The sequence below is a fragment of the Microbacterium sp. TW_SC_2 genome (genome assembly GCF_055361165.1).
Window position 1 is genome coordinate 2,616,180 of record NZ_CM143952.1, and the last position, 19,179, is coordinate 2,635,358.

At 68.0% G+C, this 19,179-nt stretch carries 24 protein-coding genes and 1 pseudogene; 7 read left to right on the forward strand and 18 right to left on the reverse strand.

Annotated features, from left to right (window positions below; translation table 11 throughout):
* Window positions 1–8: 8 nt before the first annotated feature.
* The 16 genes from rplB to ACWA14_RS12815 all read right to left on the reverse strand — a co-directional run bounded on the left by rplB (window position 9) and on the right by ACWA14_RS12815 (window position 12,274).
* Window positions 9–848: a 50S ribosomal protein L2 gene (gene rplB / locus ACWA14_RS12740; protein ID WP_116635682.1), complete on the reverse strand. Its 840-nt coding sequence runs from the start codon at window positions 846–848 to the stop codon at window positions 9–11.
* A 20-nt stretch (window positions 849–868) separates the two neighbouring features.
* Complete coding sequence (gene rplW / locus ACWA14_RS12745; protein WP_017829206.1) at window positions 869–1,192, reverse strand: 50S ribosomal protein L23; 324 nt, start codon at window positions 1,190–1,192, stop codon at window positions 869–871.
* Window positions 1,189–1,851: a 50S ribosomal protein L4 gene (gene rplD / locus ACWA14_RS12750; protein ID WP_463794090.1), complete on the reverse strand. Its 663-nt coding sequence runs from the start codon at window positions 1,849–1,851 to the stop codon at window positions 1,189–1,191. The genes rplW and rplD overlap by 4 nt, the downstream gene beginning before the upstream one ends.
* Before the next feature lie 2 nt (window positions 1,852–1,853).
* Entirely contained in the window at window positions 1,854–2,513 is a 660-nt protein-coding gene (rplC, locus tag ACWA14_RS12755) for a 50S ribosomal protein L3 (RefSeq protein ID WP_463794092.1), read from the reverse strand.
* A gap of 8 nt (window positions 2,514–2,521) precedes the next feature.
* Entirely contained in the window at window positions 2,522–2,830 is a 309-nt protein-coding gene (rpsJ, locus tag ACWA14_RS12760; protein ID WP_030147986.1) for a 30S ribosomal protein S10, read from the reverse strand.
* 832 nt (window positions 2,831–3,662) lie between these two features.
* Window positions 3,663–3,875 (reverse strand): hypothetical protein, encoded by a 213-nt coding sequence (locus ACWA14_RS12765; protein ID WP_463794095.1) that lies wholly within the window; start codon window positions 3,873–3,875, stop codon window positions 3,663–3,665.
* A gap of 195 nt (window positions 3,876–4,070) precedes the next feature.
* Window positions 4,071–5,261 carry an elongation factor Tu gene (tuf, locus tag ACWA14_RS12770; protein WP_463794097.1) on the reverse strand — a complete coding sequence of 397 codons (1,191 nt, stop codon included), beginning with the start codon at window positions 5,259–5,261 and terminating at the stop codon, window positions 4,071–4,073.
* Between the two features lie 149 nt (window positions 5,262–5,410).
* A complete protein-coding gene (fusA, locus tag ACWA14_RS12775) occupies window positions 5,411–7,528 on the reverse strand; it encodes an elongation factor G (RefSeq protein WP_463794098.1) in 2,118 nt (705 codons plus the stop codon).
* A gap of 84 nt (window positions 7,529–7,612) precedes the next feature.
* A complete protein-coding gene (gene rpsG, locus ACWA14_RS12780) occupies window positions 7,613–8,086 on the reverse strand; it encodes a 30S ribosomal protein S7 (RefSeq protein WP_116635676.1) in 474 nt (157 codons plus the stop codon).
* Window positions 8,087–8,091: 5 nt separating this feature from the next.
* Window positions 8,092–8,460, reverse strand: a complete 369-nt coding sequence (gene rpsL, locus ACWA14_RS12785; RefSeq protein ID WP_017201609.1) for a 30S ribosomal protein S12 — start codon at window positions 8,458–8,460, stop codon at window positions 8,092–8,094.
* Between the two features lie 227 nt (window positions 8,461–8,687).
* Complete coding sequence (locus ACWA14_RS12790) at window positions 8,688–9,335, reverse strand: spermidine/putrescine ABC transporter substrate-binding protein (RefSeq protein ID WP_463794102.1); 648 nt, start codon at window positions 9,333–9,335, stop codon at window positions 8,688–8,690.
* Window positions 9,336–9,396: 61 nt separating this feature from the next.
* A complete protein-coding gene (locus ACWA14_RS12795) occupies window positions 9,397–9,843 on the reverse strand; it encodes a hypothetical protein (protein ID WP_463794104.1) in 447 nt (148 codons plus the stop codon).
* Between the two features lie 53 nt (window positions 9,844–9,896).
* Window positions 9,897–10,955 (reverse strand): ABC transporter, encoded by a 1,059-nt coding sequence (locus ACWA14_RS12800; protein WP_463794107.1) that lies wholly within the window; start codon window positions 10,953–10,955, stop codon window positions 9,897–9,899.
* A gap of 114 nt (window positions 10,956–11,069) precedes the next feature.
* Window positions 11,070–11,222 (reverse strand): hypothetical protein, encoded by a 153-nt coding sequence (locus ACWA14_RS12805; RefSeq protein WP_463794109.1) that lies wholly within the window; start codon window positions 11,220–11,222, stop codon window positions 11,070–11,072.
* Between the two features lie 81 nt (window positions 11,223–11,303).
* Entirely contained in the window at window positions 11,304–11,945 is a 642-nt protein-coding gene (locus ACWA14_RS12810; protein ID WP_463794112.1) for an HAAS signaling domain-containing protein, read from the reverse strand.
* Between the two features lie 2 nt (window positions 11,946–11,947).
* The gene (locus ACWA14_RS12815; RefSeq protein WP_463794114.1) at window positions 11,948–12,274 is read right to left on the reverse strand and encodes a PadR family transcriptional regulator; all 327 of its coding nucleotides are present in this window, start codon (window positions 12,272–12,274) and stop codon (window positions 11,948–11,950) included.
* Between the two features lie 74 nt (window positions 12,275–12,348).
* Here ACWA14_RS12815 and ACWA14_RS12820 point away from each other — a divergent pair, with 74 nt between their 5' ends.
* Window positions 12,349–12,837: a YajQ family cyclic di-GMP-binding protein gene (locus tag ACWA14_RS12820; RefSeq protein ID WP_463794116.1), complete on the forward strand. Its 489-nt coding sequence runs from the start codon at window positions 12,349–12,351 to the stop codon at window positions 12,835–12,837.
* A gap of 12 nt (window positions 12,838–12,849) precedes the next feature.
* Here the strand turns inward: ACWA14_RS12820 and ACWA14_RS12825 are convergent, their stop codons facing one another.
* On the reverse strand, window positions 12,850–13,533 hold the full coding sequence (locus ACWA14_RS12825; protein ID WP_463794118.1) for an arsenate reductase/protein-tyrosine-phosphatase family protein: 684 nt from the start codon (window positions 13,531–13,533) through the stop codon (window positions 12,850–12,852).
* A gap of 98 nt (window positions 13,534–13,631) precedes the next feature.
* Here ACWA14_RS12825 and ACWA14_RS12830 point away from each other — a divergent pair, with 98 nt between their 5' ends.
* The 6 genes and pseudogenes from ACWA14_RS12830 (at window position 13,632) to ACWA14_RS12855 (ending at window position 18,128) form a co-directional block, all read left to right on the forward strand.
* Window positions 13,632–13,892, forward strand: coding sequence for a DUF6458 family protein (locus ACWA14_RS12830; RefSeq protein WP_463794120.1), 261 nt, complete (start codon window positions 13,632–13,634; stop codon window positions 13,890–13,892).
* Window positions 13,876–15,108 (forward strand): serine/threonine-protein kinase, encoded by a 1,233-nt coding sequence (locus ACWA14_RS12835; protein ID WP_463794122.1) that lies wholly within the window; start codon window positions 13,876–13,878, stop codon window positions 15,106–15,108. The genes ACWA14_RS12830 and ACWA14_RS12835 overlap by 17 nt, the downstream gene beginning before the upstream one ends.
* Window positions 15,105–15,611, forward strand: coding sequence for a hypothetical protein (locus ACWA14_RS12840; RefSeq protein ID WP_463794124.1), 507 nt, complete (start codon window positions 15,105–15,107; stop codon window positions 15,609–15,611). Before ACWA14_RS12835 ends, ACWA14_RS12840 begins: the two co-directional genes overlap by 4 nt.
* 310 nt (window positions 15,612–15,921) lie before the next feature.
* A pseudogene (locus tag ACWA14_RS12845) lies at window positions 15,922–16,215 on the forward strand (phosphatase PAP2 family protein); the annotation flags it as partial.
* Between the two features lie 85 nt (window positions 16,216–16,300).
* The gene (locus ACWA14_RS12850) at window positions 16,301–17,104 is read left to right on the forward strand and encodes a DUF1206 domain-containing protein (protein ID WP_463794126.1); all 804 of its coding nucleotides are present in this window, start codon (window positions 16,301–16,303) and stop codon (window positions 17,102–17,104) included.
* Between the two features lie 391 nt (window positions 17,105–17,495).
* Window positions 17,496–18,128 (forward strand): GntR family transcriptional regulator, encoded by a 633-nt coding sequence (locus ACWA14_RS12855; protein WP_463794128.1) that lies wholly within the window; start codon window positions 17,496–17,498, stop codon window positions 18,126–18,128.
* A gap of 7 nt (window positions 18,129–18,135) precedes the next feature.
* On the opposite strand, the gene ACWA14_RS12860 is transcribed toward ACWA14_RS12855, so the two are convergent.
* The gene (locus tag ACWA14_RS12860; RefSeq protein WP_463794130.1) at window positions 18,136–19,146 is read right to left on the reverse strand and encodes an alpha/beta hydrolase; all 1,011 of its coding nucleotides are present in this window, start codon (window positions 19,144–19,146) and stop codon (window positions 18,136–18,138) included.
* Window positions 19,147–19,179 lie beyond the last annotated feature (33 nt).

Below are 19,179 nucleotides of genomic sequence, written 5' to 3' on the forward strand. Positions count from 1 at the left end.
TCTTACTCCTACTTACGCTTCTTGCCGGCGTTACGACGACGCACGATGTACTTGTCGCTTTCCTTGTTGGCGTGACGGGTACGACCCTCAGCCTGGCCCCAAGGGGTGACGGGGTGACGGCCACCGGAGGTCTTGCCTTCACCACCACCGTGCGGGTGATCGACCGGGTTCATGGCGACACCACGGACGGTCGGGCGGACGCCCTTCCAACGCATGCGGCCGGCCTTGCCCCAGTTGATGTTCGACTGCTCGGCGTTGCCGACCTCGCCGATGGTCGCGCGGCAGCGCGCATCGACGTTGCGGATCTCGCCCGAGGGGAGACGCAGCTGGGCGTAGGGGCCGTCCTTGGCGACGAGACGGACGGATGCTCCGGCCGAACGTGCCATCTTCGCGCCGCCGCCGGGGCGGAGCTCGATCGCGTGGATGACGGTACCCGTGGGGATGTTCTTCAGCGGGAGGTTGTTGCCCGGCTTGATGTCGGCCCCGGCACCGGACTCCACGACGTCGCCCTGCTTCAGCTTCGCCGGCGCGAGGATGTAGCGCTTCTCGCCGTCGAAGTAGTGCAGCAGCGCGATGCGCGCGGTGCGGTTGGGGTCGTACTCGATGTGAGCGACGCGGGCGTCGACGCCGTCCTTGTCATTGCGACGGAAGTCGATGACACGGTACTGGCGCTTGTGGCCACCACCGATGTGACGGGTCGTGATGCGGCCCTGGTTGTTGCGACCACCGGTCTTCGAGAGCGGGCGCAGCAGCGACTTCTCAGGCGTCGATCGGGTGATCTCGGCGAAGTCAGCCACCGACGAGCCGCGACGGCCCGGGGTCGTGGGCTTGTACTTACGAATAGCCATTATTGTCCTTATCCCCCGGATCAGCCGATTGCCGTGAAGATGTCGATGGTGCCCGACTTCAGGGTGACGATGGCGCGCTTGGTGTCCTTGCGCTTACCGGTGCCGAAGCGGGTGCGACGAGCCTTGCCGACGCGGTTGAGGGTGTTGACCCCTGCGACCTTGACGCCGAAGATCTTCTCGATGGCGAGCTTGATCTCGGTCTTCGAAGCGCGCGGGTCGACGAGGAAGGTGTACTTTCCTTCGTCGATGAGTCCGTAGCTCTTCTCGGACACGACCGGCTTCAGGATGATGTCGCGCGGGTCCTTGTTCAGGGCCGTCTGGAGAACAGATGCCTGCTCGCTCATGCGGAGACCTCCTGGTTGGCGCCGGACTTCGAGGCGATGAAGCCCTCGAGCGCGGCCTGGGTGAAGACGATGTCGTCGGAGACGAGCACGTCGTAGGCGTTGAGCTGGTCGAACGTCAGCACGTGGAGGTTGTCCAGGTTGCGGATGCTCTTCAGCGTGACGTCATCGTTGCGCTCGATGACCACGAGCACGTTCTTCGACGACGCGACCGTGTTGAGGAAGCTCACCGCGGTCTTGGTCGAAGGCGCACCGTTGATCCCGAAGGACTCGATGACGTGGATGCGGTCACCGCGGAAGCGATCGCTGAGCGTGCCCAGCAGGGCGGCCGCGATCATCTTCTTCGGGGTGCGCTGCGAGTAGTCGCGCGGCTTGGGGCCGTGCACGATGCCACCGCCGGTCATGTGCGGCGCGCGGATGGAACCCTGACGGGCGTTACCCGTGCCCTTCTGCTTGAAGGGCTTGCGACCGGCACCGGAGACCTCACCGCGACGCTTGGTCGAGTGGGTTCCCTGGCGAGCCGCCGCGAGCTGCGCGACGACGACCTGGTGGATCAGCGGAATGTTCGTCTTGACGTCGAACAGCGCGGCGGGCAGCTCGATCGAGCCAGCCTTCTTGCCGTCTGCCTTGAGGACGTCGAGCGCGAGAGTCGAGTCAGCCATGATCAGGCACCCTTCACTGCGTTGCGGACGTAGACGATGCGGCCACGAGCACCGGGGACGGCGCCCTTGACGAGCAGCAGACCCTTCTCGGCGTCGACGGCGTGCACCGTGAGGTTGAGGACGGTCACGCGCTCGCCACCCATACGGCCGGCCATGCGCATGCCCTTGAAGACGCGGCTCGGGGTCGACGATGCGCCGATGGAGCCGGGCTTGCGGTGGTTGCGGTGCGAACCGTGCGATGCCGAGACGCCCTTGAAGTTGTGACGCTTCATGACACCGGCGAAGCCCTTGCCCTTGCTCGTGCCGACGACGTCGACGAGCTGGCCGGCGTCGAACGTGCCGTCGACCGTGAGCTCCTGACCGAGTGAGTAGTCAGCAGCATCCGCGGTGCGGATCTCGGTCACGTGACGGCGCGGCGTGACGCCGGCTGCCTCGAAGTGAGCCGAGAGCGGCTTGTTCACCTTGCGCGGGTCGATCTGGCCGTACGCGATCTGCACGGCGTTGTAGCCGTCCTTCTCGGGCGTACGAACCTGGGTGACCACGTTCGGTGCGAGTTCGATGACGGTGACGGGAATGAGCTTGCCATTCTCGTTCCAGACCTGGGTCATGCCGAGCTTGGTGCCGAGCATGCCCTTGGAAACCTTGGAGTTGATGTCAACCATGCCGGGCCTCAGAGCTTGATCTCGATGTTGACGTCGGCCGGGAGGTCGAGACGCATCAGCGAGTCGACGGCCTTGGGCGTCGGGTCGACGATGTCGATCAGACGCTTGTGGGTGCGCATCTCGAAGTGCTCGCGGCTGTCCTTGTACTTGTGGGGCGACCGGATGACGCACACGACGTTCTTCTCGGTCGGAAGCGGCACGGGGCCGACGACGGTCGCGCCCGCACGGGTCACGGTGTCGACGATCTTGCGTGCCGACGAGTCGATGACCTCGTGGTCATACGACTTCAGGCGAATGCGGATTTTCTGTCCCGCCATTGTCTGCTCACTCTCTTTAGGCGTCTTACCGACCTGGACCGGATGATCCTGGGGCATTGGACGCACGTCGGCGCTGTTCGCGCCTCGGCACTCGAACGGCTCTCGCGAGTCGATCTGCTGCACCACTGTTCTTGTATCAGCCCGCACGTCTTCCGATGTGCGGGATGCCGACCTCCGCCACGCATGGCGAATCCCTCGATGTGAAGGTGTCGGGGTGTGTGTTCTGCCACCCGCGGCCTAGAACCCTGCGAGCTCCGAGAGGAGACGCCGCCTATGCACTGCCCTGGTGGTGATCCCGCGCGCATGGCGCACGCCGGAATGTCGAACCTGTCTATTCTGCCACGACCGATTTGACTTGCGCAAACCCGGGCGTGTCGCGCCCGGCGATGGCGCCGTCCGCGGCGCGAGATACGCCCCGGATCAGGGAGATAGCGGGGCGAGGCATCCCCATGCCTCGCCCCGCTTGGGGAGGGCGTTCAGTGCGAGGGGGCACACCGAACGCGAGGACCCCGGCGTGAAGGGACGCCGGAACCCCCGTCCGAGGGCGCGGCGAAGAAACCGCCGCGCGGGCAGGGAGGAGCGCTGCACGGAGTGCACGCATCGTACGATGATCCCCAAGATCGTCATTCCCCAGATTCAACGCGGAAAACCGCGTGTTTTCGGACTGTCGAACCCCTTCGACGGTCCCGACCGCAAGATCCCCAGGCGGTCTCCTCGAGTCTACGCGGTCAGGGCCCTCGACGCGAGCGTGGCGCGGCCGATTCTCATCGCACACACAGCACGGCGGCCCCCTCCGAAGAGCGGACCGCCGTGTCGGTTCAGCAGATGATCGTCACTCGTTGCCGACGGCCTTGTCGGCACTGTCGCGGATCTCGTCGATCTTGTCCGCGGCTCCAGGAGCGAGCTTCTTCGCGAAGTCCGCGACACCGTCGAGCACCTTGTCGCTGATGTCCTCGGCCTGCTCGCTCTTCACGGCCTCCGCGATCTTGTCCTTGTTCTGCTCGTAGAGGTCTCGTCCCTTGTTGACGGTGTCGTCGATACCCATGATGTTCCTTTTCAGAGGTGTGCGCAGCCGACCGGAAGCGGTCGATCCCCCTCATTGTGCATCGCCGCCCGCCGGGAACGGAACCCCCCGCGACGACCGAGGATTCGGACGCTCTCCTCGGGAACGCGCCCGACGTCGGTTAACGACACAGGGGCCGGACCCGAAGGTCCGACCCCTGTGTGAGAAAGCAGATGCTTACTTGAGGATCTTCGTGACGGTACCAGCGCCGACGGTACGTCCACCCTCACGGATGGCGTAGCCGAGGCCCTCCTCCATGGCGATCGGCTGGATCAGCTCGACCGTCATGTCGGTGGTGTCGCCGGGCATGACCATCTCGGTGCCCTCGGGCAGCGAGATGACGCCGGTGACGTCGGTGGTACGGAAGTAGAACTGCGGGCGGTAGTTCGTGTAGAACGGGTTGTGACGCCCGCCCTCTTCCTTCGACAGGATGTACGCGGTGCCCTCGAAGCCCGTGTGCGGCGTGACCGAACCCGGCTTGACGACGACCTGGCCGCGCTCGACGTCCTCACGCTTGAGGCCACGGAGCAGGAGACCGCAGTTCTCGCCGGCCCATGCCTCGTCGAGCTGCTTGTGGAACATCTCGATACCCGTGACCGTGGTCTTCTGCGTCGGGCGGATGCCGACGATCTCGACCTCGGAGTTGATGGCCAGCGTGCCACGCTCGGCGCGACCCGTGACGACGGTTCCACGACCGGTGATCGTGAAGACGTCCTCGACGGGCATCAGGAACGGCTTGTCCTTGTCGCGCACCGGGTCGGGCACGTTCGCGTCGACAGCGTCCATCAGGTCGAGGATCGACTGGACCCACTTCTCGTCGCCCTCGAGCGCCTTGAGAGCGGAGACGCGGACGACAGGAGCGTCTTCAGCGAAGCCCTGCGAGGCGAGCAGCTCGGAGACCTCGAGCTCGACGAGCTCCAGGATCTCCTCGTCGTCGACCATGTCGCTCTTGTTCAGGGCGACGAGCAGGTACGGCACGCCGACCTGCTTGGCGAGCAGGACGTGCTCGCGGGTCTGAGCCATCGGGCCGTCAGTGGCGGCGACCACGAGGATCGCTCCGTCCATCTGAGCTGCACCGGTGATCATGTTCTTGATGTAGTCGGCGTGACCCGGTGCGTCCACGTGAGCGTAGTGACGCTTGGGGGTCTCGTACTCGACGTGCGAGATGTTGATCGTGATACCGCGCTGGCGCTCTTCCGGCGCCGAGTCGATCGACGCGAAGTCACGCTGAACGTTGGTCGCCGACGGGAACTTGTCGGCAAGAACCTTCGAGATCGCTGCGGTGAGCGTGGTCTTGCCGTGGTCAACGTGACCGATGGTTCCGATGTTGACGTGCGGCTTGGTCCGCTCGAACTTGGCCTTAGCCACTAGGTCCTCCTCAGGACGTCGTGTAGAGGTGACCGGGCGCTGGTTTGCGACCGGTTCTCTACGGGTGTGAATCTCAGTTTAGTAGAGAGGGAATGTGAAGTTGTAGGGGACCTGGGAGCCGGGCCGGAACCCGGCTCCCAGGAAGATGACTACTCGCCGCCCTGGTGCTTCTGGACGATCTCGTCGGCCACCGCGCGGGGAACCTCAGCGTAGCTGTTGAACTCCATCGAGTACACGGCGCGACCCGAGGTCTTCGAGCGCAGGTCACCGATGTAGCCGAACATCTCGGACAGCGGGACGTGCGCACGGACGACCTTGACGCCGGCGGCGTCCTCCATCGACTGGATCTGGCCACGACGCGAGTTCAGGTCACCGATGACGTCGCCCATGTACTCCTCAGGAGTACGCACCTCGACCGCCATCAGCGGCTCGAGGAGCACGGGGTTCGCCCGGCGGAGAGCTTCCTTGAAGCCCATGGAACCTGCGATCTTGAACGCCATCTCCGAGGAGTCGACGTCGTGAGCGGCACCATCGACGATGGTGGCCTTCACGCCGACGATCGGGTAGCCGGCGAGCACGCCGACGTTCATCCCGTCCTGGAAACCGGCATCGATCGAGCCGATGTACTCACGAGGGATGCGACCACCGGTGACGGCGTTCACGAACTCGTAGGTCTTCTCGGAGTCCAGGTCCATCGGCTCGATGGTGAACTGGATCTTCGCGAACTGGCCGGAGCCACCGGTCTGCTTCTTGTGCGTGTAGTCGTGCTTCTCGACGGCCTTCTTGATCGTCTCGCGGTACGCCACCTGCGGCTTGCCGACGTTCGCCTCGACGTTGAACTCGCGCTTCATGCGATCCACGAGGATGTCGAGGTGCAGCTCGCCCATGCCCTTGATGGTCGTCTGACCGGTCTCGGGGTTGAGCTCCGTGCGGAAGGTCGGGTCCTCCTCAGCGAGCTTCTGGATGGCGACACCCAGCTTCTCCTGGTCGGCCTTGGTCTTCGGCTCGATCGCGACCTCGATGACCGGCTCCGGGAACGTCATCGACTCGAGGACGACCGGGGAGGTCGGGTCGGTCAGGGTGTCACCGGTGGTGGTGTCCTTCAGGCCGATGACTGCGTAGATGTTTCCGGCGGTGACCGAGGGGACCGGGATCTCCTTGTTGGCGTGCATCTGGAAGATCTTCCCGATGCGCTCCTTCTTGCCCTTGGTCGAGTTGATGACCGCAGCGCCGGAGTCGAGGTGACCCGAGTACACGCGCACGTAGGTCAGACGACCGAAGAACGGGTGCACGGCGACCTTGAAGGCCAGGGCTGCGAACGGGTCGTTGGCGTCGGGGTGACGCTCGATGATCGTGTCGTAGTCCTTGGGGTCGTGCGCCTCGATCGATCCCACGTCGAGCGGGTTCGGGAGGTAGTCGATGACCGCGTCGAGCATCGGCTGGACACCACGGTTCTTGAACGCCGAGCCGCAGAGGACCGGGTAGATCTCGGAAGCCACGGTGAGCTTGCGGATCGCGCCCTTGATCTCGGCGACGGTGAGCTCCTCGCCACCGAAGAACTTCTCGAGCAGGACGTCGTCGGTCTCGGCGACGGTCTCGAGGAGGGTCTGACGGTAGCCGTCGGCCTTCTCCTTGAGGTCGGCCGGGATCTCCTGGATCTCGTAGGACGCTCCCATGGTCACGTCACCCTTGGAGTCACCCGCCCAGACCAGCGCGCGCATCTCGACCAGGTCGATGACGCCGACGAAGTCGTTCTCCGCACCGATGGGCAGCTGGATGACCAGCGGCTTGGCGCCGAGACGGTTGACGATGGTGTCGACCGTGAAGTAGAAGTCCGCGCCGAGCTTGTCCATCTTGTTGACGAAGCAGATGCGGGGGACGTTGTACTTGTCGGCCTGACGCCACACGGTCTCGGACTGGGGCTCGACGCCCTCCTTGCCGTCGAAGACGGCGACCGCACCGTCGAGGACGCGGAGCGAACGCTCCACCTCGACCGTGAAGTCCACGTGACCGGGGGTGTCGATGATGTTGATCTGGTTCTTGTTCCAGTAGCAGGTCACGGCGGCAGACGTGATCGTGATGCCGCGCTCCTTCTCCTGTTCCATCCAGTCGGTGGTCGAGGCGCCATCGTGCGTCTCGCCGAGCTTGTGGTTGACGCCCGTGTAGAACAGGATGCGCTCGGTCGTCGTCGTCTTGCCGGCATCGATGTGCGCCATGATGCCGATGTTGCGGACCTTGCTGAGGTCGGTGAGCACGTCTTGTGCCACAGGAGTGTCCTTATCTTTCGTGCAGTCGTACTGCGAAGAGGGGGGTGCCCGCCCCCGGCGAGTGGCCGGGGGCGGGCGGAGCTGTTACCAGCGGTAGTGAGCGAACGCGCGGTTCGACTCGGCCATCTTGTGCGTGTCTTCGCGGCGCTTGACCGCGGCACCCAGGCCGTTCGACGCGTCCAGGATCTCGTTCTGGAGACGCTCGGTCATCGTCTTCTCACGACGACCCTTGGCGTAGCTGACGAGCCAGCGCAGCGCGAGGGTGTTCGCGCGGTGCGGCTTGACCTCGACCGGAACCTGGTAGGTCGAGCCACCGACGCGGCGGCTGCGGACCTCGAGGGTCGGGCGGACGTTGTCGAGCGCCTTCTTGAGAGTGGCGACGGCATCCTGGCCGCCGTTCTTCGCCTCGACACCGCGGAGGGCGCCGTAGACGATCGACTCGGCCAGAGACTTCTTGCCGTCGACGAGGATCTTGTTCACCAGCGAGGTGACGATCGGAGCGCCGTATACCGGGTCGTTGACGACGGGGCGCTTGGGGGCTGGACCCTTACGAGGCATCTAACTCAACCCTTCTTCGCGCCGTAGCGGGAACGAGCCTGCTTACGGTTCTTGACAGCCTGGGTGTCCAGGGCGCCACGGACGATCTTGTAACGCACACCGGGGAGGTCCTTCACACGACCGCCGCGGACGAGCACGAGGGAGTGCTCCTGCAGGTTGTGGCCCTCACCGGGGATGTACGCGGTGACCTCGGTGCCGTTGCGGAGCTTCACACGAGCGACCTTGCGCATCGCCGAGTTCGGCTTCTTCGGGGTGGTGGTGTAGACGCGGGTGCATACCCCGGCCTGCTGCGGGTTCGACTTCAGGGCGGGCGCCTTGGTCTTGGTGACCTTGGGCGAGCGACCCTTGCGAACCAACTGCTGAATAGTTGGCACGTTCTCTCCTCATAGTGCTGCACGGTGACAGCGTGATGGGTTTCACATCATGACCCACCGGCACGCCGGAATCGACGCACTTTGTGGTGTGGTGGGTATGCCGTGGAGGCGGACCGGCAAGGTGCCGACGCCCGGCGTGCTCGTCGAGACGTGCACACACCTGACCAAGTGTAATGCCGCGTAACCTGAGGGTCAAATGGACGCCGACGCCCGGCGCGCGGCGCGGATCAGGGACGATCCGGGTCGAACGGCGAGTCCAGCGACTGGGTGAGCTCGGCCAACAGCGCCTCGATCTGCGGCTCGACGTGCTGCGAGATCGCGGCCTGGATGTGGATGCGATGCCGCAGCAGCAGCCCGCAGACCTCGCGTCCGACCATGTTCGCGTATTCGTCGGCGAGGGCGACCTCCTGACGCAGAGCGGCCTTCGCCTCCTCGCTCAGCGGGGGAAGCGGGGGCAGATCGGCGCTCGCGGCATCCGCGAGACCGGCGATCGTGAAGAGGAACGGCGCGCCGGCCACGGGCTCAGGATCGAGCGGAAGCCCGTCGAATTCGGGATCGAGGTTCTCGGTCGGCCGATAGCCCCGGGCACGATTGCGCGCGGTCTGCTGATCGAGCTCGCGCTGCAGGGTCGGGAGGTTGCGGGCCGTGTAGTCGGCGACGGCATGATCGACGATCGTCTTGATCCGGGTCGACAGACCGTGCTGGACGCCGTGCGGCACGTTGGCCCCGATCCCCGCGGCCGAGAGGATCGGCGAGCCGAGACAGCGACGGCAGGGAGCCACTCGTCCGCGATGCGTGGCCGGCTCCCAGCGGGGCACCCAACGCAGCCAGGCCTCGACGGCCTGGTCCACCTGCGTCTCCAACGAGCGCTCCACACGAACAGCGTACGGCGCGGATCGCTTCCTCGCCCCGATTTCCTCCGCGAGCGGCGGGGCGTCATTCCTCGTCTTCGCGCTCCCAGGGCCACTGAGGGCGACCGGAACGGGTGCGACGCATCGCGATCCCCGCCCAGGCGGCGATGACCGCCGCGAGCAGGAGGACGGCGCTGGCTCCCCCGCGGACCAGGTCGCCCGCGACGGCGGTCGCGGTGATCGCGCCCCCCGAGGCGATCAGCACGGCGACCCACACGGCGATGAGGTGACCCAGTGCGGAGCCGAGGGCGATCGCGCCGGCGGACACGAAGGACGGATGCGCCCGGCGCAGCACGACGCGCAGCATCGCCGCGAACGTCACGAGCGCGACCAGCATCCCGGTGATGCCGGGGCCCGGGCCGAGGCCCGGCACCGCGATGATGTCGGCATCCGTGAAGAAGCTGACCGCGCCGAGACCGAAGACCGCGAGGGCGAAGAAGCCGACGGTGGCGAGCACCAGGGCCAGAATCACCGAAACCCCCGCGGGCTGAGGCCCACGGGGGTTCGGCGTGGTGGTGTCGTCGATCAGCGCGCCAGGGTCGGGCCGGCTTCGAGCGTGCGCTCGTACTCGCGCTGCGCCTCGGCGTTCAGCTCGGTCTTGCGGGCCCCGCTGCGGGCGACCCAGGCGCCGAACCAGATGGTCAGCTCGCGGGCGAAGAGGAAGGCCGCGATCGCGAGCGGGGCGAGCAGCTGCCCGCCGACGAGGTCGAGTCCCTCGGAGGGGCTGAGCGTCCAGAACCGCGCCTCGAAGACCTGACCGAGGATGTGGCCGCCGTAGGCGATCGCACCGACGATGATGCCGAAGACGACCCAGAGGCCCCAGCGTCCGCGGTTGATGATCGCACCCAGGAACCAGAAGCCCAGGAAGAAGACCACCACGGGAGTCCAGAAGCCCCAGGTGAGCAGCGGTGCGAGCGCGGCGGTGCCCAGGTTGTCGGCCGTCACGTCGCCGGCGAGGGCGCCGAGACCGATCGTGGAGCCGAGGTACAGCACCGCGAAGACGAGGGTCGCGAGGAGGCCGATCGCGCCGGCCGTTCCGCGGTTCCCGCGATCGCGGGGCGGCTCGGGCGCCTGCACGAAGATCGGCTGCGGAACCAGGGGGGCCGCAGCGCCCGCGGGCTCCGAGGGGAGGACGCGCGTGTCGTCATCGGCCCGCGAGGAGTACGCGGAGTCCGCGATGGAGCGCTCGTCGCGGGAGGAGACGGGCTCGTCGCGATAGGAGACGGGCTCGTCGCGGGAGGAGACGGGCTCGCGGTCCGTGAAGACGGGCGGAGCCGCGGCGGCCGCGGGAGGCGTGAACGTGCCGGGGTGCGAGCGCTCGGCCTCTTCGAAGGCGGCGAGGTCGCGATCGACGGACGAGTCGGCGGCGTGGTCTGCCGGCTTCTCGTGCGCCTCGGAGTCGGTGTCCGCGGGCTGCACGATGACGGGCTGCTCGACGCCGTTCTCATCGACGACGGATTCGGCGCGGGCGCCGTGGACGTCGGCGCCTGCCGCGGCAGCAGCGTCGAGACCGGCGTTCGCGCTGCCGACGACGTCATCGACATTCGTCGGCTTCTCGGACTGGGGAACGTCGGGGTCACTCATGGGTGCGCCTCTCATCGGAAGTGTGCACTGCGAGGCTACCGCCGGGCGGGGCAGGGCCCGGGGAGGCGTGCCGTCGTGTCGTCATACCGCTTCCTGCCCGCGGTCGGCGGGGACTCAGGGCAGGATGTTCCGCAGCCCGTCCCCGGCGAACTCGGCGAGCACCGGCAGCATCGGGAGCGACAGCCACAGCAGACCGCCGATGATGACCGCACAGAAGATCCCGGCGATCCAGCTCATCGTGAGGCTGCGTCCACCCACTCGTGCCATGGGGCCACCGTAGGGCGCATCGCGCCGCGAGCACCGGCGCAACGCCGAGGGGCACCCGCCCGGGGTCGCGTGAACGATCGATCAGCGCTCGGTGCGCCCGCGCAGTCGCCAGAGCAGCCAGAGGCCGGATGCCGGGACGAGCAGGAAACCGAGCAGGATCACCGCGTGCCAGCCGCTGAGCGCCGGGACCAGCGGATTCGCCACCTCGACGCCGGCGCCCGAACCGGAAGAGCCCCCGGTCTCGACGACCGCACCGAGGCTCATGACCTGCATGATCACCAGGAACGCGGCGACGAAGACCACCGGCGTCACGATCGCGACGACCTTCTCCCAGACCTTCCAGAGCGTGCTCGACGACACGAGCACGGCGCCGACGAACCAGCCGACGACCGGCACGACGAAGCCTCCGAAGCTCAGCGACAACGCGGAGACGATCGCGTAGCCCCGCGTCGCGACCACCGGACGCCGCACCACCTCTGCAGCCGGCATCGCGGCTCCGACCGCGGTGTCGACCCTGCTCTCCTCCCCCGCCTCCCGGGCGATGTCGGCGGGCGAGCCGAGCTGCGCGATGCGCTCGGCCGTAGCGACGGCATCCAACCCCTGCAGCTCCTCCGCGATGCCGTCGCTGATGTCGGAGTCGACACCGTGCGGGACGCCGCGCAGAGCGACTTCGAGGCGTGCGAGGTAGTCCTCACGCAGGTGCTGAGCGGTGGTATCGGTCATTCTCATCCCTCTCCGACGATGCCCGTGACCACACGGGCGAATGGGGCCCACTGCGCCCGGAAGCGCACGAGCTGCTCGGTCCCGGCATCCGTCAGCCGGTAGTACTTGCGCACCGGCCCGCTCTCCGATGGGCGATCGAAGGTGGTGACCCATCCGTTGTCCCGGAGACGCCCCAGGAGCGGATAGAGGGTGCCGATGCTGGCGATCAGACCCGCTCCGGTGAGCGCGTCAGCCAGCTGCCAGCCGTACATCGGCTCGTCGGCGAGAAGGCCGAGCACGCAGTACTCGACGACCCCCTTGCGCATCTGCGCTCCGATGTCCGGTGTCATGCATCACAAGGTAGCATGCCACGCACGCTACCGCCCACCCAGCTCGGGTCACGTGCCGCCGGTACACTGCCTGTATGGCTGACAGCTCATTTGACATCGTCTCGAAGGTGGATCCCCAGGAGGCGGAGAACGCCCTGAACCAGGCCCGCAAGGAGATCGAGCAGCGCTACGACTTCAAGGGCACCGGAGCATCCATCGCCTGGAGCGGCGAGCAGGTGCTCATCATCGCCAACTCCGAGGAGCGCGCGAAAGCGGTGCTGGACGTGTTCCAGTCGAAGCTCATCAAGCGCGGCATCTCCCTCAAGAGCCTCGAGTCCGACGAGCCCTTCGCGAGCGGCAAGGAGTTCCGGATCGTCTCCACGATCAAGGACGGCATCTCCTCCGAGAACGCGAAGAAGATCGGCAAGCTGATCCGCGACGAAGGCCCCAAGGGCGTCAAGAGCCAGATCCAGGGCGACGAACTGCGCGTGCAGTCCAAGAGCCGCGACGACCTCCAGGCCGTGATCGCGCTGCTCAAGGGCGCCGACCTCGAGGTCGACCTGCAGTTCATCAACTACCGCTGACGCGACCGCCCGTCAGGCCGAGGCGGCCAGGCGGGACGTGAACGCGCGGATGCGCTGCCACAGCGCGTCGAACGCGTCGTCGAAGGCGTCATCGGTGCCGAGCCGCGCAGGATCGCGGATGGACCAGTGCAGGTCGTCGGTGGAATGCAGGCTCTCGTGCGCGTCGTCACAGACCGTGATGACCAGGTCGCCCGCGGCACGCACGTCGTCCACGTGCCGCGGTCGGGCTTCGGAGTCCATCGCGAGCCCATGGCGTACCGCGGCTGACGCGGCACCGGGGTTGACCCGTTCGGCCGGCTGCGTCCCCGCCGATGCCGCCTCGATCGCGCTCATCCCCCGCCAGATCGCCGTGGCCAGCTGCGAACGGGCCGAGTTCGCGGTGCATACGAAGAGCACGCGGCGCGGTCTCGGGACGCTGGGCGGGGCCAACGTGTCGAAGACCTCCGGGCGGAGCCCGATGTAGCTGCGCCGTCGATCGAACTCCGACCGCGTGCGCGCGACGATGTGCGCGGCTTCCAGCACGCCGAGGTGATGAGCGATCAGATTCGAGCGGAGGTCGAGCTGCATCCCGATCTCCGATGACGACAGATCGCCCAGCGTGAGCAGGTCGACGATGCGCAGGCGCGTCTGATCGGAGAGTGCGGCGAAGATCGCCGCCCGGCGCGCGAGATCGGTCATCGTGTTCATCCATAGCATGGCTCGGAGGCTGTGTCCATGAGTATTGACTCAGCCGCCATTGACCATAGTGTGGTCAGGCGAGGACGCAGGGGCGGCCTCCAGAGAGGGATGGACACATGGGAATCGGAAGCGGCATCGCACTCTTCGTCATCGGAGCGATCCTGGTCTTCGCGCTGAACATCGACACGGGCGGCTACGTCGACCTCGACCTGATCGGCTACATCCTGATGGGCGCCGGCGTCGTGGTCTTCCTGATCAGCCTCATCTTCGTCTTCCGCAACCGCCAGACCAGCACGGTCGCGCGCACCTCCGTCGACCCGGCGACCGGCGAGCGCGTGACGCGGAGAAGCATCCGCGACAATGACCCCATCGCCTGAGACCGGCGGAGCACGCACCACGACCGGCGACGCGGGCGGCCCCCTGCTCGGCGATCGCTACCGGCTCGGCGATCGCCTCGGGGAGGGCGGCATGGGCGTCGTCTATCGCGCCCACGACACGCTGCTCCGGCGCACCGTCGCCGTGAAGCTCTTCCGCGACGGTGCCACCGAGACCGCGCGCACGGCATCCGAGACCCGACTGCTCGCCGGGCTCAACCACCCGGCGCTGGTCACCCTCTACGACGCGCATGTGGGGGCCGAGGAACCGCGATACCTCGTGATGGAGTACGTCGACGGCCCGACGCTGCAGTCGCGCCTCCACGGCGGACCGCTCTCGGAGCCCACGGCGCGGCGCGTCACCCGCGACCTCGCGGAAGCCCTGCACGCGGCCCACCAGGCAGGCATCGTGCACCGCGACGTGAAGCCCGCCAACGTGCTGCTGCGCGCATCTAGCGTCCCCGGGGAGGAGTTCCTCGCCAAGCTCGCGGACTTCGGCATCGCTCACCTGATCGACACCACTCGCCTCACGGTTCCGGGGACCGTCATCGGCTCCGCCGCCTACCTGAGTCCCGAACAGGTGACCGGCAGCACTCCCCTCCCTTCGTCCGACATCTACTCGCTCGGCCTGGTCGTGCTCGAGTCGCTCACGGGAGAACGGGCCTTCGCGCAGGACGACATGCGGGAGGCCGTGCTCGCCCGATTGACGCAGGATCCCGCGATCCCCCCCTCTGTCGGCCCCGGCTGGGAATCCCTGGTGACCGCGATGACCGCCCGCGACCCGGCGTCGCGACCCACGGCCCTCGATGTCGTGATCGGCGTCCGTGACCTGAGCCGTCCCGCCGCCGCGACGTCCGCCCCGGAGCGGACGGTGCGCATGCCGGCGGGACCGACCGTGGCGATCACCGCCGAGGCGACCGCAGAAGCCTCCGCCGACGTCACCCCGACCCGCACCGCGGTCCTCAGCGGCGACCACACCGGCGCCCGGGACTCCGACCCCGTCGCGGACTCCTCGGCGACGCCGGATCCCTCTGGTCGACGGTGGCGACGGATCGCGGCGCTCGCCCTCGCATCCGTGGTCGTCGCCGCCGCGGTGATCGGCGGCGTGTCCCTGCTCGCCGACGGCGCTCAGGAGCCCGTCGAGCCGCCGACGCTCCCGACCGTCGAAGAACCCCTGGCCGCACATCTGCAGCAGCTGCTCGACGCGGTGTCGCCGTGAAGCGCCGTGCTCGCTCGTCGATCGCCGCGGCGATCCTCGTCATCGGCCTGAGCATCGCAGGATGCTCGGCTCCGCCGACCGGTCTGGACGCCGAGATGAGCCGGGCGTGGCAGGCCCGGGTCGTCGCGATCGCCGAACACGCCGGTGGAACGGATCACGCGGCGGCCCTGCAGGAGCTGGACGCTCTCGAGGCCGAGGCCGCCCGTGCCCGGGCCGACGGCGAGATCAGCGCCGAACGCGCCTCGATCATCCAGCAGTCGCTCGCGCTCGTGCGGGCGGACCTCGAGGCCGCGATCGCGGCCACGACCCCTCCCGCTGACACCACGGTCACCGACTCCGACGACGCGGAGCAGGAGACGACCTCGGACGACGACGGCGGCGACGACACCGCCAACGACGACGAGAAACCCGAGAAACCTGACAAGCCCGACAAGCCGGACAAGCCCGACAAGAAGTCGAACGAGGACAAGAGCGACGACAAGGGCTCCGGCGATGCGGGCTGAGGAGCCGACCGCGCGCACCGATGTCTCGAGCGCGCGCGGCCGCACCACCGTCTTCGTCGTGGGGATCTGCGCCGCCATCGCGTTCGTCATCCTGCGCGCCGTCGTCGCGGCCGGCGACCACGTGCCCCTTCCGATGGACCTCTGGTGGCACGACCTCATGCTCGCCGCTCTGAACGACATCGGCATCGTCATCGCCTGGGTGCCCGCGGTCGTCGGCGGCACGGTCGGCATGATCGTCGTGGGCGCCCTGCTGATCGGCCTCCTGCTCTGGCGCGGACGGCGGTGGGATGCCACGACACTCGCGATCGGCATGGTCGCCGTCGTCGCGATCGGCGCGACCATGGCGGCGGTGATCGGCCGGACGCGCCCCGCCGACTCGCTCGCGGAGAGCATGGCGACATCGTTCCCGTCGGGGCACACCGCCGTCGCCACCACCGTCGTCGTGATCCTCGGCCTCGCGATCGGACGCCGCCCCGTCTGGGTGCTGGGCGCGATCTGGGTCCTCACGATGATGTGGAGCCGCACGTACCTCCAGGCCCACTGGCTCAGCGACGTGGTCGCCGGCATGCTCGAGGGCATCGCCGTCGCCGCCTTCGTGTGGGTCGCCGTCGCCGCCGCCCGCGATCGCCGGCCGTCCGCACCGTCCCCCTCCCCACCCGCGAAACACCGATGGAAGGCTCCCCCCTCTCATGAACACCCCCTCCTCCACGGCCCGAGCAGCACAGGACTCCACGGTCTTCCGGGTCCTCGCCCGCGTCGGATACGTCGTCCTCGGCATCCTCCACATCCTGATCGGCGCGATCGCCGTGTCGATCGCCACCGGCAGCGGCGGCGGGAACGCCGACCAGGGCGGCGCACTGCAGCAGATCCAGCAGAGCCCGGCCGGGGTCTTTTTGCTCTGGGGCATCGTGCTCGGCCTGCTCGCCCTCGCGATCTGGCAGATCGCCGAAGCGCTCGTCGAACAGGATCCGGATGCGAAGAAGAAGTGGGCGCACCGCATCAAGTTCCTCGGCACAGCGGGCGCGTATCTCGCGATCGGCGCGACCGCTCTCGTCTACGCGCTGGGCGGGCAGTCGCAGTCGTCCGACTCGTCGCAGTCCTTCAGCGCCCGCCTGCTCGCGGTGCCGGCCGGCGTCGCCCTGCTCGTGCTGGTCGGTCTCATCGTGGCCGCGATCGGCGTCGCCTTCATCGTGCGCGGAGCGACGCGCGCGTTCACGAAGCACCTCGCTCTCCCCTCCGGCACGAAGCGCTCCGGCATCATCGCCTTCGGCGTCGCCGGTTACATCGCGAAGGGGGTTGCGGTCGCCGTGGCCGGGGTGCTCTTCGTCATCGCCGCCCTCACCCACGACCCGGAGGCCGCCGGCGGCTTGGACTCGGCACTGCGCACTCTCGCCGGGCTCCCGTTCGGCGCCGTGATCCTCTGGACCGTCGGGGTCGGCCTGGCCCTGTACGGCCTGTTCTGCATCGCCCGTGCCCGCTACGCCCGGATGTGAGCGTGCGACGGGGGCGCGTGCCCGACGGCTCCCCACCGGCTGACCCCTACTTCGGGGGGCATCCCCGCTCGCATATCGATATATCGTTCGCGGTGCCGGACACTGGTCAGGGTCGCCCCTCAGGCCACCGACGACGCGCCTGCCCGGAACGCGACGCCCGCCCGATGGGGATCGGGGGCGTTCGATCCGGTCCTCGAATCGTCGGTGGCCGACGGGCGACCCTCACGTCCGACGGCCACGAGCACGACGGCGCGAAACGCCCGCCGGAGCGCGGGCGGAGGCGACGCCAAACGCCGTTTGGCGGCGATGTCGAGTTCATGATGTAGTTGCCCCTCCGGGTGATACATGGGGTGAGCTCGGGGATCAGAGAGCATTACTGGGGGCAAGGTCCATGAGCGAATCCGCACCGCGGAACACCGGCGAGGTCAAACAGCTGCTGGCGGACGAGGTGTTCCAGCACATCGGCCGACAGATCATCGAGGGCATCCTGCCTCCGCACCACCGCATCCGAGACGTCGAGGTGGCGGAGGAGCTGCACGTCTCCCGCACCCCGGTGCGAGAAGCCCTGCAGCGGCTGGAGCGCCACGGGCTCGTCGTGATGTACCCCAGCCGCTACACCGAGGTCACCTCGATCACGCCCGAGATCGTGGCGCAGTCCCTGGAGTTCGCCGGGTATCAGGCGGGCTTCGCCGCGCGCCGGGGCGTCGCCCGCCTCACCGACGCGCAGCGGGAAGAGCTCGCCGAGCTGATCGATGAGATGCAGGCGGCGTTCGAGACCGACACGAGCCCCACCGAGGCCCGCTGGGCCGTCTTCGCCTACCTCGGCGAGCATGGCGGCAACACCGCGCTGGCCTCCCTCATGGACGACGCCGCCGTCGCGCTGTTCCGCAACCTGCGCGACTGGCGCGTCCCCGCCGAGGACCGCGACCGCATGAGCGACGTGTACGCGCGATTCCGGGAGGCCGTCCTGGCCGGCGACGGTGACGAAGCCGAGCGACTCGCCCGCGAGATGCACTACGTGTGAGCCGGGGTCACCAGGTCGCGCGCCAACCGCGGGCCCAGCGATCGAGCCGCCGGTAGGCGTCTTCCCGGGCCTCGTGCCGGGAGAGGAAGACATCGTGCAGCGCTCCGTCGATCCGCTCCACCGTCACCGACGAGCCCAGGCGCAGTGACGCCCGCGCGATGTCGTCGACGACCAGCACGGAATCCGTGCGCGTGAGGTCCTCCGTCCACTTCGTCGGAGTCGAGGAGCGCGCGGAGAGCAGCACGAGCACCGGCGCGGCGATCGACAGCCCGGCGCTCACCGCCGCATGGCCGGACAGGATCGCGTTCAGCCAGCCCGCATACACCGCCATGCTCTGCACCGGACGCCAGCGAGTGTCGACCTCCACCGGATCGTCCGGGTCGGCCGCCTCCTGCTGCGCGCGCGTGTAGAAACCGAGATCGACCTGAGGTGCGACCTCGAGCGGACGCAGCCGGGCGGTCAGCTCGACGACCGGCGCGATCGCCGAGCGCACCGACGCGAACTGGAATTCCAGCCACGGACTGTTCAGGATGAGCGCATCCACCTCTCCCGGATGCCGCGAGGCCCACAGGCTCAGCGTCAACCCTCCCGTGGAGTGCCCGAGGAGGACCAGCCTGCGAGCGGATCCCGCGCCCTCGTCGCCGCCGCGCTCCATCGCCGAGAGCGCCGCCGTGATGTCCTCGTCGTACGTGCCGAGATCGGACACGTATCCCGGCGTCTGCCCTTCGCGCAGGCTGCGCCCGTACCGGCGGAGGTCGAGCGCGAAGAAACGGGCACCACGCGCGGTCCAGAACCGGGCCAGGCGCTTCTGGAAGAAGTAGTCCGACCACCCGTGCACATAGAGCACGTCAACCCCGTCGAGCGGACGCCGGCGTCCGCTCAGGCGGTCCCACCAGCCCTCTTCCGGGGGCAGCGCGCGGACGAGCGTCGCGACGACCGGACCGCGATCATCCTCGTCGAGCTCGAGCGTCCGCTGCTCGAATTCGTCTCCGAGGACGTCGGGGATCCACTCAGCCATGCGGCCAGGCTAGCCGAGAGCGCACGGGATGCG

Coding starts and splice junctions, on each gene's coding strand:
- ACWA14_RS12810 (WP_463794112.1), bottom strand. CDS start 11,945: ATGACCGATACCACCGCTCAGCACCTGCGTGAGGACTACCTCGCACGC.
- ACWA14_RS12805 (WP_463794109.1), bottom strand. CDS start 11,222: ATGGCACGAGTGGGTGGACGCAGCCTCACGATGAGCTGGATCGCCGGG.
- ACWA14_RS12765 (WP_463794095.1), bottom strand. CDS start 3,875: ATGGGTATCGACGACACCGTCAACAAGGGACGAGACCTCTACGAGCAG.
- ACWA14_RS12855 (WP_463794128.1), top strand. CDS start 17,496: ATGAGCGAATCCGCACCGCGGAACACCGGCGAGGTCAAACAGCTGCTG.
- rplW (WP_017829206.1), bottom strand. CDS start 1,192: ATGAGCGAGCAGGCATCTGTTCTCCAGACGGCCCTGAACAAGGACCCG.
- ACWA14_RS12800 (WP_463794107.1), bottom strand. CDS start 10,955: ATGAGTGACCCCGACGTTCCCCAGTCCGAGAAGCCGACGAATGTCGAT.
- ACWA14_RS12825 (WP_463794118.1), bottom strand. CDS start 13,533: ATGCTATGGATGAACACGATGACCGATCTCGCGCGCCGGGCGGCGATC.
- rpsJ (WP_030147986.1), bottom strand. CDS start 2,830: ATGGCGGGACAGAAAATCCGCATTCGCCTGAAGTCGTATGACCACGAG.
- ACWA14_RS12835 (WP_463794122.1), top strand. CDS start 13,876: ATGACCCCATCGCCTGAGACCGGCGGAGCACGCACCACGACCGGCGAC.
- ACWA14_RS12815 (WP_463794114.1), bottom strand. CDS start 12,274: ATGACACCGGACATCGGAGCGCAGATGCGCAAGGGGGTCGTCGAGTAC.
- ACWA14_RS12860 (WP_463794130.1), bottom strand. CDS start 19,146: ATGGCTGAGTGGATCCCCGACGTCCTCGGAGACGAATTCGAGCAGCGG.
- ACWA14_RS12850 (WP_463794126.1), top strand. CDS start 16,301: ATGAACACCCCCTCCTCCACGGCCCGAGCAGCACAGGACTCCACGGTC.
- ACWA14_RS12830 (WP_463794120.1), top strand. CDS start 13,632: ATGGGAATCGGAAGCGGCATCGCACTCTTCGTCATCGGAGCGATCCTG.
- rpsG (WP_116635676.1), bottom strand. CDS start 8,086: ATGCCTCGTAAGGGTCCAGCCCCCAAGCGCCCCGTCGTCAACGACCCG.
- rplB (WP_116635682.1), bottom strand. CDS start 848: ATGGCTATTCGTAAGTACAAGCCCACGACCCCGGGCCGTCGCGGCTCG.
- rplC (WP_463794092.1), bottom strand. CDS start 2,513: ATGGTTGACATCAACTCCAAGGTTTCCAAGGGCATGCTCGGCACCAAG.
- ACWA14_RS12820 (WP_463794116.1), top strand. CDS start 12,349: ATGGCTGACAGCTCATTTGACATCGTCTCGAAGGTGGATCCCCAGGAG.
- rplD (WP_463794090.1), bottom strand. CDS start 1,851: ATGGCTGACTCGACTCTCGCGCTCGACGTCCTCAAGGCAGACGGCAAG.